The 14,583-nt window shown below is 71.3% G+C and carries 13 protein-coding genes; 4 read left to right on the top strand and 9 right to left on the bottom strand.

From position 1 onward, the window contains the following. Window positions 1-116 precede the first annotated feature (116 nt). Complete coding sequence (locus OHT57_RS30860) at window positions 117-1,643, bottom strand: aldehyde dehydrogenase family protein (protein WP_328749839.1); 1,527 nt, start codon at window positions 1,641-1,643, stop codon at window positions 117-119. 189 nt (window positions 1,644-1,832) lie between these two features. Between OHT57_RS30860 and OHT57_RS30855 the strand changes: the two genes are divergently transcribed. Both OHT57_RS30855 and OHT57_RS30850 read left to right on the top strand, forming a co-directional pair. After that, window positions 1,833-2,633 carry a hypothetical protein gene (locus tag OHT57_RS30855; RefSeq protein ID WP_328749838.1) on the top strand — a complete coding sequence of 267 codons (801 nt, stop codon included), beginning with the start codon at window positions 1,833-1,835 and terminating at the stop codon, window positions 2,631-2,633. Between the two features lie 416 nt (window positions 2,634-3,049). Further along, entirely contained in the window at window positions 3,050-3,340 is a 291-nt protein-coding gene (locus OHT57_RS30850; protein WP_328749837.1) for a hypothetical protein, read from the top strand. Between the two features lie 34 nt (window positions 3,341-3,374). Here OHT57_RS30850 and OHT57_RS30845 read toward each other — a convergent pair whose 3' ends face one another. The 6 genes from OHT57_RS30845 to OHT57_RS30820 form a co-directional block, all read right to left on the bottom strand. Continuing rightward, complete coding sequence (locus OHT57_RS30845; protein ID WP_328749835.1) at window positions 3,375-4,277, bottom strand: hypothetical protein; 903 nt, start codon at window positions 4,275-4,277, stop codon at window positions 3,375-3,377. 142 nt (window positions 4,278-4,419) lie between these two features. Further along, window positions 4,420-5,409 carry a malate dehydrogenase gene (locus OHT57_RS30840; RefSeq protein WP_328749834.1) on the bottom strand — a complete coding sequence of 330 codons (990 nt, stop codon included), beginning with the start codon at window positions 5,407-5,409 and terminating at the stop codon, window positions 4,420-4,422. A gap of 328 nt (window positions 5,410-5,737) precedes the next feature. Beyond that, entirely contained in the window at window positions 5,738-6,928 is a 1,191-nt protein-coding gene (locus OHT57_RS30835) for a helix-turn-helix domain-containing protein (RefSeq protein ID WP_328749833.1), read from the bottom strand. Window positions 6,929-7,214: 286 nt separating this feature from the next. Further along, window positions 7,215-7,670 (bottom strand): helix-turn-helix domain-containing protein, encoded by a 456-nt coding sequence (locus OHT57_RS30830; RefSeq protein WP_328749831.1) that lies wholly within the window; start codon window positions 7,668-7,670, stop codon window positions 7,215-7,217. Window positions 7,671-7,921: 251 nt separating this feature from the next. Further along, the gene (locus OHT57_RS30825; protein WP_443053503.1) at window positions 7,922-8,443 is read right to left on the bottom strand and encodes a DUF3017 domain-containing protein; all 522 of its coding nucleotides are present in this window, start codon (window positions 8,441-8,443) and stop codon (window positions 7,922-7,924) included. Window positions 8,444-8,486: 43 nt separating this feature from the next. After that, a complete protein-coding gene (locus OHT57_RS30820) occupies window positions 8,487-9,341 on the bottom strand; it encodes a bifunctional methylenetetrahydrofolate dehydrogenase/methenyltetrahydrofolate cyclohydrolase (RefSeq protein ID WP_328749830.1) in 855 nt (284 codons plus the stop codon). A gap of 239 nt (window positions 9,342-9,580) precedes the next feature. Here OHT57_RS30820 and OHT57_RS30815 point away from each other — a divergent pair, with 239 nt between their 5' ends. Together OHT57_RS30815 and OHT57_RS30810 are read left to right on the top strand one after the other, a co-directional pair. Then, entirely contained in the window at window positions 9,581-10,240 is a 660-nt protein-coding gene (locus tag OHT57_RS30815) for an RDD family protein (protein ID WP_328749829.1), read from the top strand. Window positions 10,241-10,496: 256 nt separating this feature from the next. After that, the gene (locus tag OHT57_RS30810) at window positions 10,497-12,164 is read left to right on the top strand and encodes a serine/threonine-protein kinase (protein ID WP_328749827.1); all 1,668 of its coding nucleotides are present in this window, start codon (window positions 10,497-10,499) and stop codon (window positions 12,162-12,164) included. A gap of 24 nt (window positions 12,165-12,188) precedes the next feature. On the opposite strand, the gene purH is transcribed toward OHT57_RS30810, so the two are convergent. Together purH and purN are read right to left on the bottom strand one after the other, a co-directional pair. Next, complete coding sequence (purH, locus tag OHT57_RS30805) at window positions 12,189-13,763, bottom strand: bifunctional phosphoribosylaminoimidazolecarboxamide formyltransferase/IMP cyclohydrolase (protein ID WP_328749825.1); 1,575 nt, start codon at window positions 13,761-13,763, stop codon at window positions 12,189-12,191. Continuing rightward, window positions 13,760-14,407, bottom strand: a complete 648-nt coding sequence (gene purN / locus OHT57_RS30800; protein WP_328749824.1) for a phosphoribosylglycinamide formyltransferase — start codon at window positions 14,405-14,407, stop codon at window positions 13,760-13,762. The genes purH and purN overlap by 4 nt, the downstream gene beginning before the upstream one ends. Between the last annotated feature and the right edge of the window lie 176 nt (window positions 14,408-14,583).

The raw sequence follows: 14,583 nt of genomic DNA, 5'->3' as shown, positions 1-14,583 counted from the left end.
GGTGGCCGATCGGATCGGCCTCTGAACCCCGGCGGCACGATGACCCAGGACCCGCCTGGCTCAGTGACCGACTGCCTCAGTGGCCGAGTGACCGACCGACCCGGTGACCGACCGGCTCAGCCTGCGAACCACCGCACCGGCTTCGGCGCCAGGTTCTGGTAGACGTGCTTGGTCTCGCGGTACTCGGCAAGCCCGGCGGGACCGAGTTCACGGCCCACTCCGCTCTTGCCGAAGCCGCCCCACTCCGCCTGCGGAAGATAGGGGTGGAAGTCGTTGATCCAGATGGTTCCGTGGCGCAGCCGTCCCGCGACCCGGCGGGCGCGTCCGGCGTCGGCGGTCCAGACGGCACCGGCGAGGCCGTACTCGGTGTCGTTGGCGAGGGCCACGGCCTCCTCCTCGGTCCGGAAGGTCTCGACGGTGAGAACCGGCCCGAAGACCTCCTCCCGGACGACCCGCATCTCGCGGTGGCAGCGGTCGAGGACGGTCGGCTCGTAGAAGTAGCCGTCCTCCGGGCGTTCCGCGGCCGGCTTGGGCCGCTGCCCGCCGGAGCGCAGCACCGCGCCCTCCTCCAGTGCGGAGGCGACGTACGCCTCGACCTTGGCGCGCTGCTGCTCGGAGACCAGGGGCCCGCACTCGACGCCGTCCTCGGTACCGCGGCCGAGGCGGATCTGCCCGGCCCTGCGGGCGAGTTCGGTGACGAAACGATCCCTCACCGACTCCTCGACGATGAGGCGGCCGCCCGCCGAGCAGACCTGGCCGCTGTGGATGAACGCGGCGTTGAGGGCCTGGTCGACGGCGGTGTCGAAGGCCTCGGGGGTGGCGCAGGCGTCGGCGAAGACGACGTTGGGGTTCTTGCCGCCGAGTTCGAGGGCGACCTTCTTGACGCTGGGAGCGGCCGCCTGGGCGACCTTGGTGCCGCTGATCAGGCCGCCGGTGAAGGAGACGAGATCGACGTCGGGGTGCTCGGCGAGCCGGGCACCGACGGTGTGGCCCGGCCCGGTGACGATGTTGGCGACGCCCTGAGGCAGACCGGCCTCGGCCAGCAGCTCGATGAGCGCGATCGTCGTCATCGGGGTGATCTCGCTCGGCTTGACCACGAAGGTGTTGCCGGCGGCGAGCGCCGGGGCGATCTTCCAACTGGCCTGGAGGAGCGGGTAGTTCCAGGGGGTGATCAGCGCGCACACACCGACGGGCTCGTGCACGACGACGCTGTGGATGTCGGGCGAACCCGCGTCCACGACCCGGCCGGGCGCCTCGGCGGCCACGAGGTCGGCGAAGTAGCGGAAGGCGTCGGCGACACAGTCGATGTCGACCCGGCCCTCCTCCACGGTCTTGCCCGCGTCCCGGCTCTCAAGGAGCCCGAGTTCTTCGCGGTCGCGTACGAGAAGATCGGCGACGCGGCGCAGCAGTGCGGCGCGTTCGGCGACCGGAGTCAGCGGCCAGGCGCCCTGGCCGCCGTCGAAGGCCTGGCGGGCGGCGGCGACCGCCAGGTCGGTGTCCTTCTCGTCGCCCTCCGCGACCACGGCGAACGGTCGCGCGTCAGCGGGGTCGAGAATCTCGCGGGTGGCTCCGGAAACGGCTGCACGCCATTCGCCGCCCGCATGGATGGTCTGCGGCTCCTGCCGCGCCTGCTGTCCGGCCATGATCGATGTTGCCTTCCGTTCCAGTTCAGTGCCCCTGCGTCACACACATGCCACTCACCGGGACCGTCATCGCCTGCCCATGACCTCCCATTGCATGCGCAATCGATGGCCGAAAGTGTGCTGGGTCACTGAACATGCGGCCAAATGGTGTAAATCGTACGCTGGACCTGCCCCCATGGAGGTGACGCCATGGCACGGAGAGCATGGATCCGTACGGCGGTGAGTGCCGCCCTGCTCCTGTCACCGGGCCTCGCCCCGGTCGCCGCCGCCGCTACGACCGCCGACGGCCCGAGCGCACGCGAGCTGGTCCACCAGGCGAAGAAGAACCTCCTCGACGCCGAGTCCGTCCATCTGAAGCTGACGGACCGCGGCGCGGACACGAAGACCAGCAGGACGCAGCCCACCTCGATGGACCTCGCCCTCGACCAGGACGGCAACTGTGCCGGATCACTGCGGATGGGCTCCGGTGGCGGCGGCGTCGAGATCATCAAGCGGGGCGACGAGGTGTGGATGAAGCCGGACACCGCGTTCTGGAAGGCGCAGGTGCCGGGCGGGCAGGGTGACGCGGTGGCCGAGCTCTTCAAGAACCTCCCCCACTCTCAACTTCGTTCGAGCGGGGGGACCCCCATCATCCACGGCTCCACGCACGACGCCATGCTGCGGGGCATGGCCGACACCTGCGATCTGACGTCCTTCCAGAAGGACATCACCGGCGACTCCTCCGACCCGGGGCGGCTCACGAAGGGCAGGGAGACGAGGATCGACGGCACGGACGTGATCCCGCTGAAGGGCACGTCGGAGGGCAACTCGGTTGTCCTGTACGTCACTTCGGACTCTCCGCACCGGCTGGTGCGGGCCACCCAGAAGGGTGCCGGAACCGACACGACCCTGTCCCTCTCGGACTACGGCGAACCGGTCCCGTCGAAGACGCCGTCGGCGGACGACAGCGTGGACGTGGGGAAGCTGCAGGACGAGTTGCAGGGCGTGTGACACGGCCGGACACCACCGAGCGGGGCCGGGGGTGAGCCTTCGACCGTCACCGCAGCCCGGGTGTGTCGTGTCCAGCGCGGCCGTCCCGTCGGTGGCCCGGAGTCCGGTGAGGTCGGCGCGGAGTTCGCGTACGGCGTTCAAGCGCCTCGGCGGCCTCGTCGCGCCAGGGCGTCGAACCGTGGTGGCTCTCGGCGTGCGCGTGGCTCATGGAGACGCACCGCCGCCGGGGAAAACCGGGACGGTCACGGGCCACCTGTCCGGTGCGGGCGGACGCCCCCGCGCGCGGCCTCGCCCTACGGCCGACCGGTCCGGACATTCACGCACTATCGCGTTCGCCCGGAAACGAGTACTGTCGCGTTCTGCCCGCCGCTGTACCAACCGCCCCCGACCGCACCCGAGTTGACCGAGGAGCCGCCGTGCTCTCCCTCCTGAACCCGGTCGTCGGCCTGCTGATGCTCCGCGGCATCGTCACCGACACCGAACCGGCCGGTGAGCGCCGCGTGCACATCGAGGGCGACACCCTCGCCGGGCCCGACGTCCGCCCCGGACAGCAGGTGCGCAGCCCGACGCGTCGCCGTACTCCCTGTGGCGCCACGCCCCTTCCGGCGGCGTCGAGTTGTCTGCGCCACTCCACACCGGGACGGCGGGCGGCGGGCAGGTGTGTCGTCCCGCCGGGCCCGCGCGCTCGTACGCACTCCTTACCGTGAGGGGCGGCTCTGCGGATGGCGGACTCAGCCGGACTCAGCCGCACTCCGTGTCCGCCGGGCAGAAGGAGCTCAGTGCCCGGGTGAGCGGCTCGCGCACCAGGGCGGACGCGAGCGGTGCGGGGCCGGTGGCACGGATCGCGTACAGCGTGCCGTCGGCGGCCTCGAAGCGGTGGTCGACGACCTGGCGGGCACCGAGGTCCGGGTCGTCGTAGCGGTAGGCGAGTTCGGCCCAGGTGGTGCCGGAGGCCCGGTCGAGGACCTGGTAGCCGGGCTGGCGCGAGAAGCCGTAGCCGGGGTCGTTCTCGGCCAGTTCGAGTGAGCGGGCCGGGGTGTCCTCCACGAGCCGGAAGATCTGCAGCCGGCGGCCGTCCGCGGGGGCGTCGTAGACGACGACGGGAGCGAGTCGGCCCTGCTTCTGGGTACGGGTCCAGCCCCGGGGGACGTCGATCGTGTAGCCGACGGGGTCCCGGGTGCGGCGGTACGTGCCGGTGGCCGTGGAGGTGGAAGGCGACGAGGACGAGGCGGCCGAGACACTCGGGGCCGGACCGGATCCGGTGCGGGCCCCGAGGGAGGTGTCCCGGATGAGGAACCAGACCCCCGCGCCGACCGAGACCCCGACCAGGACGGCCACGGCGAGGGCGCCCAGCACCCGCCGGATTCGATGCGGCGCGGGCGGCGTCCGGGGCGGGGCGGTGACGGCCACCGTCCAGGAAGGCGCGAGCGGCGAGGACTGCGTCGGCGCGGCTCCCGCCCACGGTGGGACGAACGAGGTCTGCGTCTCCGCGGAAGCCCACCGCTGCGCGGCTCCCGTCTCCTCCGCGGCGGCCCACCGCGGTGCGACCCCCGTCTCCCCCGAGCTCCAGGCCGCCCGGCCTCTCTCCTCGCTCGGTGCGCGTTCCGCTCCGGAACCGGAGCTGTCGCCGTTCCAACCGCTCATCGCGAAACCCCCGGTTCACACCGTCTGGTACTGCTTCGACCGTAGGGCGAAAAACGGCCACGGGCCCCGCTCCGGAAGGAACCGGAACAGGGCCCGCGCAAGGTCGTGACAGAGCCGTCGAGAAAACCCGGACGGGCGGAACTCAGATGAGGCCGAGGGCGCGAACCGCCTCGCGCTCCTCCTCCAGCTCCTTCACCGACGCGTCGATGCGGGCGCGGGAGAACTCGTTGACGTCCAGGCCCTGGACGATCTCGTAGACGCCGTCCTTGGTGGTGACGGGGAAGGACGAGATCAGGCCCTCCGGGACGCCGTAGGAACCGTCGGACGGGATGCCCATGGACGTCCAGTCGCCGTCCGCGGTGCCGTTGACCCAGGTGTACACGTGGTCGATGGCGGCGTTGGCGGCGGACGCGGCGGAGGACGCGCCACGGGCCTCGATGATGGCCGCGCCGCGCTTGGCGACGGTCGGGATGAACTCCTCGGCGAGCCACTTCTCGTCGTTGACGGTCTCGGCGGCGTTCTTGCCGGCGACCGTGGCGTGGAAGATGTCCGGGTACTGGGTGGCCGAGTGGTTGCCCCAGATGGTCAGACGCTTGATGTCGGCGACCGTGGTGCCCGTCTTCTTCGCGAGCTGGGTCAGCGCGCGGTTGTGGTCGAGGCGGGTCATCGCGGTGAAGCGCTCGGCCGGTACGTCCGGGGCGGCGGCCTGGGCGATCAGGGCGTTGGTGTTGGCCGGGTTGCCGACGACCAGGATCTTGACGTCGTCCGCGGCGTTGTCGTTGATGGCCTTGCCCTGCGGCTTGAAGATGCCGCCGTTGGCGGAGAGCAGGTCGCCGCGCTCCATGCCCTTGGTGCGGGGGCGGGCGCCGACGAGCAGGCCGACGTTGGTGCCGTCGAAGGCGACGTTCGGGTCGTCCGTGATGTCGATGCCCGCGAGGAGCGGGAAGGCGCAGTCGTCGAGCTCCATGGCGGTGCCCTCGGCGGCCTTCAGCGCGGGGGTGATCTCCAGGAGGCGGAGCTTGACCGGCACGTCCGCGCCGAGCAGCTGGCCGGAGGCGATGCGGAAGAGCAGGGCGTAACCGATCTGGCCGGCCGCGCCGGTGACGGTGACGTTCACGGGAGTGCGGGTCATGGCGTTCTCCGTATGACAGCTGGCGGTGGGGCGTCCCTGCCCCGGACGTTTGATCGATCTCTTGGCGTCAAGAGAGATCCAGCGGTCAGGCTATCGCGCATCCGGGATGCCGGACATCCGCCTCCATGTGGCCCACCCCACACGCCGCCGGAAGAACGGCCGACAAAAGAGGCGGCCGCCCGTCCGGGAGAGGGTGGACGAGAGCGGCCGCCGTATGGGGTTGCCGGTTTTCCGGACTCCCGTGGGGGTACTGGTCCGCGTGCCCCCGATCCGGGAGCCCATGCGCACTCCCCGAAGATTTGACCGTCCGTGAGCGCGGGGCGTCCCGTCAGCCGGTGCACCCCTGCTGTCCGGAAGCCAGCGTCACGCACGCCTTCGCCGCACTCGCCGCCTTCACGGCGACCATCGGTGTGTAGGCGATCGTGTCCCCGACCTCGGTGATGCTCTCGCTCTTCTCGGACACCTTTCCGGCGCTCACCTCGACCGCGTCCCCCTGCCCGGCCTGGGTGATCCGCCCCCACGCCGCCCCGCAGGTCTCGCTGTACCGCACCTCGACGACGGTCGCCCCCACGGTCGCGGTGCTGGCGGTGGTCACCAGATTCCCGCTGCACCCCATGGCCTCGGCGTCCTTGCCGGTGCACCCCTCGACGCTGCACTTGACCCCGGCCGGCAGCGACACAGAGGCGCTGACGGACGGTGACGGAGATGTGCCGGCTCCTTCGTTCTTCTTGTCCCGGCCGACGTCGGTCAGGAAGAACACGGCGGCGACCACGACCAGAACCCCGACGGCTCCCGCGAGGAACATCGTCAGCCGCCGTTTCCCCGAGCCGCCGGAGCCGTCCGCGGGACGCGCGTCCTGAGGCTGCGCGTCCTGTGGCTGGTCGTACGGTCCCGGTGTGCCCGGCGTCCGTCCCGGACCGTCGGAGGAGCCGGATGCGGGCGTGGGTGTGGGCGTGGGCGTGGGTCCGGCGGTCTGCGACGGCCCCTGGTATCCGGCGATGCCCCAGGAGTTCGCACCGGAGGAGCCACCGCGTACCTCGGCGTTCTCGGCGTCCCGAGCGGGCCGGGTCTCCGGCGGCGCCGGCTGCGGCGGCACCGTGGGGGCGACTCCCGCCGGTCCCGCCACCCCTGGCGTCGCCGTCGCGCTGCCGCTCCTGCGGGCCGCCTTGCCGCCCTTGACGTTCGCGGGCGGCGCCCCGAACTCGCCGAGCGCGGCCCGCGCCTGGGAGATCCGGATGGCTTCCATGGTCATGTCGTGGCGCATCTCCGAACGGCTCCAGGCGCGTTCGGCGAGCTCCCACATCGTGGTCAGGTGAACGGGATTGGTGCCGGTCACCTCGGCCAGGGCGACGATCGCACCCTTCGGCGCGAGCAGTCTGCCGTTGAGATAGCGCTCCCAGGACGTCTTGCTGTAGCCCGTGCGGTCGGCGACGGCCGCGATGCTCAGGCCGCTGCGGTCCACGAGCCGCCGCAGCTGGCTCGCGAACTCCCTGACCTGCGGATCCAGTTCATCGGGCAAGGCCCTCCAACGAGGCATTGCTCCCCCCCTCTTCCCCCCGGTCGGTGCGGCTGTTCCCCGCATTTCCCCGTGCGTGGTGCCCTCTGCCGAGTCCCCGTTGTGGCTACCCACAAGGATGCGTCCCCTAAGGATCTCAGTTCCGCGGGTGGGGGGCGTACGGGAGCATCGACAAGTTCGACACGTTAGCTTCAGCTTCGAACAGCGCCGTATCAAATGCGCAAACTTGTCAATACATCACCACAGGAGGCACACACCGGAAATAACGCCGGTCACGGCAGTTTCCGGTTCACCCGGAGGCCACGACCCCGGCGATCCCGATCAGCAGCAGGACGGCGAGCAGCAGTACGGCGGACAGCAGCAGCCGGTTCATCCCGCCGCCCTTCTCCCGGGGCGGCTCGTCCCACCACGGCAGGGTCGGGTCGTCCTCGTACCCCTCTCCGGCGTCGGGCGGGGGCGCCGTGGCCGGCCGGGGCCAGGCCTGGACCGCCAGTTCCCAGCGCACGGCGAGGCGTTCGGTGTCGGTGCCGTCGAGCCCCGCGATCCGGCACAGGGCGGCGACGGCCTGGCGGGGCGGCGGCTGGGTGGCGTTGAGATAGCGGTGCCAGGAGGACTTGCTGTACGCGGTGCGGGCGCCCAGCGAGACGAGGCTGAGCCCCGTGCGGTCCTTGAGCCGCCTGAGCTGCTCCACGAAGTGCCGCACCTCCGGCGGCAGATCGTCGGGCAGCGCCTGCCAGCCACTCATCGCCCACCTCCACGGCGTCCACACCTGTTTCCAGGACCTGCTTCCAGGCAATTGACGACGTCAGAGACCTGATCGGTTCCTGGAACCGGGACGGCTGTGGCAGGTCCCGCACACCGTGCCGGAACCGTCACCGCTGTGACACAGCGCACTGACAGCTGTTGAACAGCCGGTTCACGGCACGGAAGGCTGGGTCGTGACGGCGGTCCGTCCCTCATCGGGGGTGGGGGCGGACCGCTGTCGCAGCCGGGGGTTCAGCTGCTGCTGACCGTGAAGTGCAGGGTGTCCTTGAGGAACGGGATCACCAGCCACGGGTGCGGCTGCACCATCATCGCCAGCAGGACGATCGCGGTGCCGAGTCCGCCGTAGGTGGCGATGTCGGTGAAGCGGGAGCGCACCGCGAGCATGCCGACATCCGGCAGCAGCCAGCGCAGCACGGCACCGACGAGCAGGGCGACACCGATCAGGAGTGTGCCGACGCGGAACTGGTCGAGGGCGGTCAGCAGCAGGCCGAGTCCGACCGCCGCGAGCACGGCGAGGATCGGCCACTGCCGGGCGGGCGCGGGCGCGTCCCGCGGTGCGGCCCGGCCACCGCCCTCGGGCCGCGCGGTGTCCCGGGTGAACAGCGGAAAGCGCCGGGTCGCCCGGCGCGGCTGCCCGTCGACGTCGGGCGCGCTGATCGCGTCCCGTACGACGATCCCGGCCTGCCCCTCGGGATCCCGCTCCCCGCCGGCGCTCGGCTCCTCGACGGCGCCGGACTCCTGGGGCTCCTTCACCTCGGCCGCCTCCGTGCTGCCCGGCTTCCGGGACCCACTCGCGTCAGCCGACACTGCGCTCCGCCGCCTCCACCACGTTGACGAGCAGCTGGGCGCGGGTCATCGGGCCGACGCCGCCGGGGTTCGGGGAGACGAAGCCGGCCACCTCGGCGACACCGGGGTGGACGTCGCCGACGATCTTCCCCTCGGCGTTGCGGGAGACACCGACGTCGAGGACGGCAGCGCCCGGCTTCACGTCCTCGGGACGGATCAGGTGGGCGGAACCGGCGGCGGCGACGATGATGTCGGCTCGCTTGAGGTGCGACGACAGGTCACGGGTGCCGGTGTGGCACTGGGTCACGGTCGCGTTCTCGCTGCGGCGCGTGAGCAGCAGGGGCATCGGGCGGCCGATGGTCACGCCACGTCCGACGACCACGACCTCTGCGCCCTTGATCTCGACGCCGTAGCGACGCAGCAGGGTGAGGACGCCGTTGGGGGTGCAGGGCAGCGGCGCGGGCTCGTTGAGGACGAGGCGGCCGAGGTTCATCGGGTGCAGCCCGTCCGCGTCCTTGTCCGGGTCCATGAGCTCCAGGATCCGGTTTTCGTCGATGCCCTTGGGCAGCGGCAGCTGGACGATGTAACCGGTGCACGTCGGGTCGTCGTTCAGTTCGCGGACGACGGCCTCGATCTCCCCCTGCGTGGCCGTTTCCGGCAGTTCACGCTGGATGGAGGCGATGCCGACCTCCGCGCAGTCGCGGTGCTTGCCCGCGACGTACTTCTGGCTGCCGGGGTCGCTCCCGACGAGGATCGTGCCGAGGCCGGGCGTGACGCCCTTCTCCTTCAGCGCCGCCACGCGGGCGGTCAGATCGGACTTGATCGCGGCTGCGGTGGCCTTGCCATCGAGAATCTGGGCGGTCATGCCCCCATCCTCGCGGATGACCCGGCCCCGGTTCCAATCCGGGTTCCACCGGGGCCCCGTCCATGATCGGCGAGGTTGCACTTGCACAACACATACGGAATGCCGCTGGACAACAACAGACCTGCCTAGAACGATATGTGGCGCAGTGTCGCGGTGGGTGTTCGGGGGCAAACCGCTCAGACCATGACGTTCCTCCGCGCAGTCCGCATTGTCCCCAGCTCGCTCGACGGAGGATCATCATGAGTTTCGGCTCGCCCAACAACCCTTACGGACAGCCGCAGGACCCCAAGCAGCAGCCCCAGCAGCAGCCCGGCTACGGCTACCCCCAGCAGCCGCCGCAGCAGCAGCCGCCCCAGCAGCCCGGTTACGGCTACCCGCAGCAGCCCCCGCAGGGTGTGCCGCCGCAGCAGGGCTACCCGCAGCAGCCGGGTTACGGCTACCCGCAGGCGCCGCAGGTCCCGGCCTCCGCCTACGGCTACCCGCAGCAGCCGGGCTACGGCGCGCAGCCCCCGTACGCGAACTGGGGCCAGCGCTTCCTCGGCACCCTGGTCGACATGCTCGTGTTCGTGGTGCCGTACATCATCGTGGGCGTCGGAGCGGCCAACAAGACGGCGGCCCTGATGATCATCGGCTACCTCGGCATCATCGGCCTCGCGATCTGGCTGCTGATCATGGAGGGCCGTACCGGCCAGACGCTCGGCAAGAAGGCGCTCGGCATCCGACTGGTGCGGGAGATCGACGGCCAGCCCCTCGGCGTCGGCATGGCCTTCGTCCGCCGTCTCGCGCACTTCCTGGACAGCCTCGCGTGCTACCTCGGCTGGCTCTGGCCGGCCTGGGACGCCAAGCGTCAGACCTTCGCCGACAAGGTCTGCTCGTCCATCGTCATCCGTACGAACTGAGCGCCGCTTCACCACCATTGACGGCAGATCGCCCATGGCCTTCTCGCCGTACTCTCCCCGGGGCCGTGTCACGCCGTGACACGGCCCCGGGGCGCTGCGGTACTTCCTGGAGGTCGGGCAGTATGAGGTGCAGGGCCGCGTTCCCCACCCCGGTACCGCCGTATCGCGACCGCTGCCCCGCGCCGGGCGATAGCCTCTCCCCGTCAACTGGCGTGACACGAGAGCACGTTGTGAACGGAAGAGGCAGGTCGGGGGCGTGACAGACATATCGGCGGTCGGTGACTCCGCGCTGCGGCAGGTGGGTGCGGCGCCCCTGCTGCCCGCCGACCCCGGGCGGATCGGACCGTACGTCCCGCTCGGGCTGCTCGGCAGCGGCGGCATGGGCCGGGTCTACCTGGCCCGGCACGCCGACGACAGCCCCGGGCTCGCCGCCGTGAAGGTGATCCGGCCCGAGTACGCCGAAGGGCCGGACTTCCGGCGTCGGTTCGAGCGGGAGGCCGCCGTGCACGGGCGGGTCAGGACACCGCGCGCACCGCACCTGATCGGCACCGGATTCGACGACACACTGCTGTGGATGGCCACCGAGTACCTGCCCGGACTCGGCCTCTCCGACGCGCTCCGCGAGTGCGGGCCGATGCAGCCGGCCGGGGTGTGGCGGCTGGTGGCGGAACTCGGTGAGGCCCTGTCGGCGCTGACCGCCTCCGGGGTCGTCCACCGGGATCTCAAGCCGTCCAACGTGATCCTGTCCCCCCGGGGCGCGCACGTCATCGACTTCGGCATCTCGTTCGCCGCCGACAGCAGCGCGATCACCACGACCGGCAACCGCGTCGGCACGCCCGCGTACATGGCGCCCGAGTATCTGCGCGAGGGCCGCTGCGACGCCGTCTCCGACGTATTCTCCCTCGGCTGCACCCTCGTCTACGCCGCCACCGGGCACGCCCCCTTCGGCGACGGGACCGGCGTGGACGTCATGCACCGGGTCGCCTTCGAGGCACCCGACGCCGAGGTCATGGCCGAACTCGCGCAGACGGACCCCGCGTTGGCCGCGTTGCTGTCCGCCTGCCTCGACAAGGACCCCGCCGGGCGCCCCACCCCGCGGCAGCTGACCGACGCCGCCACGGCCGCCGGGCACGGCCGCGCCGCCCACTGGCAGGAACCGCTGGCCTCCCGGCTCCTGGACCGGCAGCAGGGGTGCGCGGCCCTGGAGGGCGTGTCCGTCCGGCAGGGCGGACATCTCCGCACGCCGACCGCGCCCGTCCTCTCGCCCGTCGCCGCTCCGGCGAGCGCCGGGAACGGCAGACGGCGCAGGTCCTTGCTGACCGTCGCCGCGGGTGTCGCCGTCGGGGCCGTGGCCGTCGGCGCCTTCCTGCTCACCCGGCCGGGCCTCGACTCCCCGGCCGCAGCCGCCCCGACGTCCGTCGGCAGCAGCAGTGCCGCACCGGCCTCGTCCCGGCCCAGCGTCTCGGCCTCACCCTCCGGCAAGGCCGACGGCAAGAAGGACAGCGAGGACAAGGGCCAGAAGGGCACCGGCGGGGTAAGCAGCGGCGAGCCCGGGAGCACGCCGTCCGCGACGGCCACCCGCGCCGGTGACAGCACGGGCACGGGCGGTGGCAGCAGCACCGCTCCCACCCCCACCGCCACGGTCACGAAGACCACGGCACCCCCGGCCACCCCCGCCTGGATCTCCGGCTGCACCTACTACTCCGGCACCGAACTCACCGACTACGGCGACACGGGCCAGCGGGTCGTCCAGGTGCAGTGCATGCTCACCAAGCGCGGCTACAGCGTCGGCGGTTCGGGCGTGGACGGCGAGTTCGGCAAGGACACGCAGTCCGCGGTCAAGCAGTTCCAGAGCGCGAAGGGGCTGGAGGTGGACGGCCAGGTGGGGCCCAACACCTGGGCGGCGCTGCGCAGTTCGACGTAGCGTCGCCCTCTGGGCGGGTCGGTGTCAGTGGAAGAAGTGCCGCGTCCCCGTGAAGTACATCGTGACGCCGGCCTTCTGCGCGGCCTCGACGGTCAGCTCGTCGCGGAGCGAACCACCTGGCTGGACAACGGCCTTGACGCCCGCCTCGGTCAGGACCTCAAGCCCGTCCGGGAACGGGAAGAACGCGTCCGAGGCCGCGAACGAACCCCGCGCCCGCTCCTCGCCCGCCCGCTCGACGGCGAGTTTCGCGGAGTCGACGCGGTTGACCTGGCCCATGCCGACGCCGACCGAGGCACCGTCCTTGGCCAGCAGGATCGCGTTGGACTTCACCGCGCGGCAGGCCTTCCACGCGAAGGCGAGGTCGGCGAGGTCGGACGCGGAGAGCGCGTCGCCCGTCGCCAGCGTCCAGTTGGCCGGGTCGTCGCCGTCGGCCTGGAGGCGGTCGGTGACCTGGAGCAGCACGCCACCGTCGATCGGCTTCAGCTCGACCACGTTGGACGGGCCGGCCGGGGTCTTCAGCACGCGGAGGTTCTTCCGCTTGGCGAGGATCTCCAGCGCGCCCTCCTCGTAGTCGGGCGCGACGATGACCTCGGTGAAGATCGGGGCGACCTGCTCGGCCAGCTCCTTCGTCACAGGGCGGTTGACCGCGATCACGCCGCCGAACGCCGACAGGGGGTCACACGCGTGCGCCTTGCGGTGCGCCTCGGCGACGTCCGAACCGATCGCGATACCGCACGGGTTGGCGTGCTTGATGATCGCGACACAGGGCTCGGCGTAGTCGTACGCGGCACGGCGGGCGGCGTCCGTGTCCGTGTAGTTGTTGTACGACATCTCCTTGCCGTGCAGCTGCTCGGCCTGCGCGAGACCGCCACCGCTGCCGTCGACGTAGAGCGCGGCCGGCTGGTGCGGGTTCTCGCCGTAGCGCAGGGTGTTCTCGCGCTCCCAGGTCGCGCCGAGGAAGTCGGGGAACTGCGACTCGTCGACCGGCGCGTACTCGCTCGCGAACCAGCTCGCGACCGCCACGTCGTACGACGCCGTGTGCTGGAAGGCCTCCGCCGCGAGCCGCTTGCGGACGGCGAGGCCGAAGCCGCCGTCCTTGACCGCGGCGAGGACGTCCGCGTACCGCGCGGGGCTGGTGACGATCGCGACGGACGGGTGGTTCTTGGCGGCCGCGCGGACCATCGACGGGCCGCCGATGTCGATCTGCTCGACGCACTCGTCGGGGGTGGCACCGGACGCGACGGTCTCGCGGAACGGGTAGAGGTTGCTGACGACCAGGTCGAACGGCTCGATGCCCAGCTCGGCCAGCTGCTGCCGGTGGTCCTCCAGCCGCAGGTCCGCGAGGATGCCGGCGTGCACGCGCGGGTGCAGGGTCTTGACGCGGCCGTCGAGGCACTCGGGGAAGCCGGTGAGCTCCTCGACCTTGGTGACGGGGACGCCGGCGGCGGCGATACGGCCCGCGGTGGACCCGGTGGAGACGAGTTCCACGCCGGCCTCGTGCAGCCCGCGGGCGAGCTCTTCGAGCCCGGTCTTGTCATAGACGCTGACGAGCGCGCGACGGATGGCCCGCTTGCCGTTCTCGATGCTCTCGGCGGTCACTGGATAACTACCTTTCGTCCCTCAATGCGATGGCCGTTGCGGGCGATCCGCCCCACGACCTCGACGAGCAGTCTTCGCTCGACTTCCTTGATGCGCTCGTGCAGAGCGCTCTCGTCGTCCTCGTCCCGGATCTCCACCACGCCCTGGGCGATGATCGGTCCGGTGTCGACGCCGTCGTCGACGAAGTGGACGGTGCAGCCGGTGACCCTGGCTCCGTACGCGAGCGCGTCGCGCACTCCGTGGGCCCCCGGAAAACTGGGCAGCAGCGCGGGATGGGTGTTGACGAACCGCCCGCCGAACCGGGCGAGGAACTCCTTGCCCACGATCTTCATGAACCCGGCGGACACCACGAGGTCCGGTTCGTGGGCGGAGACGGCCTCGGCGAGCGCGGCGTCCCACTCCTCGCGGGTCTCGTGGTCCCTGACCCTGCACACGAAGGTCGGCAGCCCGGCCCGCTCGGCCCGCGCGAGCCCCTCGATGTTCTCCCGGTCGGCGCCGACGGCCACGATCTCGGCGCCGTACTCCTCGGGCCCGGCCTTCGCGATGCCGTCCAGCAGCGCCTGAAGGTTCGTACCGGATCCGGAGACCAGCACGACCAGGCGCTTGACCGGCTTGGCCTGCACGGCCACGGGCTTGGCGGCCACGGCGGGGCCCTTTCTCGGGGGAGCGTTTGTAGGGTCGTACGAATGCTTCGGGCCCCCGGATACGGGGAAGTCTACGAAGCGGCCGAACGTCAGCAACGATACCGGCACACCGGAAGGCCCCCACGGGACGGGGGCGTGGCCGGAAGGTAGCGTCTGGGAGGGACCGGTACGGGAAC

This window comes from Streptomyces sp. NBC_00285, from assembly GCF_036174265.1.
Classification (GTDB): domain Bacteria; phylum Actinomycetota; class Actinomycetes; order Streptomycetales; family Streptomycetaceae; genus Streptomyces.
Note: the sequence above shows the minus strand (reverse complement) of the source record. Positions and strands in the feature narration are given on the sequence as shown.

Excerpts from the sequence above, each read along its gene's own strand:
- OHT57_RS30860 (WP_328749839.1), bottom strand. The coding sequence starts at position 1,643 with ATGGCCGGACAGCAGGCGCGGCAGGAGCCGCAGACCATCCATGCGGGC.
- OHT57_RS30845 (WP_328749835.1), bottom strand. The coding sequence starts at position 4,277 with ATGAGCGGTTGGAACGGCGACAGCTCCGGTTCCGGAGCGGAACGCGCA.
- OHT57_RS30855 (WP_328749838.1), top strand. The coding sequence starts at position 1,833 with ATGGCACGGAGAGCATGGATCCGTACGGCGGTGAGTGCCGCCCTGCTC.
- OHT57_RS30815 (WP_328749829.1), top strand. The coding sequence starts at position 9,581 with ATGAGTTTCGGCTCGCCCAACAACCCTTACGGACAGCCGCAGGACCCC.
- OHT57_RS30840 (WP_328749834.1), bottom strand. The coding sequence starts at position 5,409 with ATGACCCGCACTCCCGTGAACGTCACCGTCACCGGCGCGGCCGGCCAG.
- OHT57_RS30830 (WP_328749831.1), bottom strand. The coding sequence starts at position 7,670 with ATGAGTGGCTGGCAGGCGCTGCCCGACGATCTGCCGCCGGAGGTGCGG.
- OHT57_RS30820 (WP_328749830.1), bottom strand. The coding sequence starts at position 9,341 with ATGACCGCCCAGATTCTCGATGGCAAGGCCACCGCAGCCGCGATCAAG.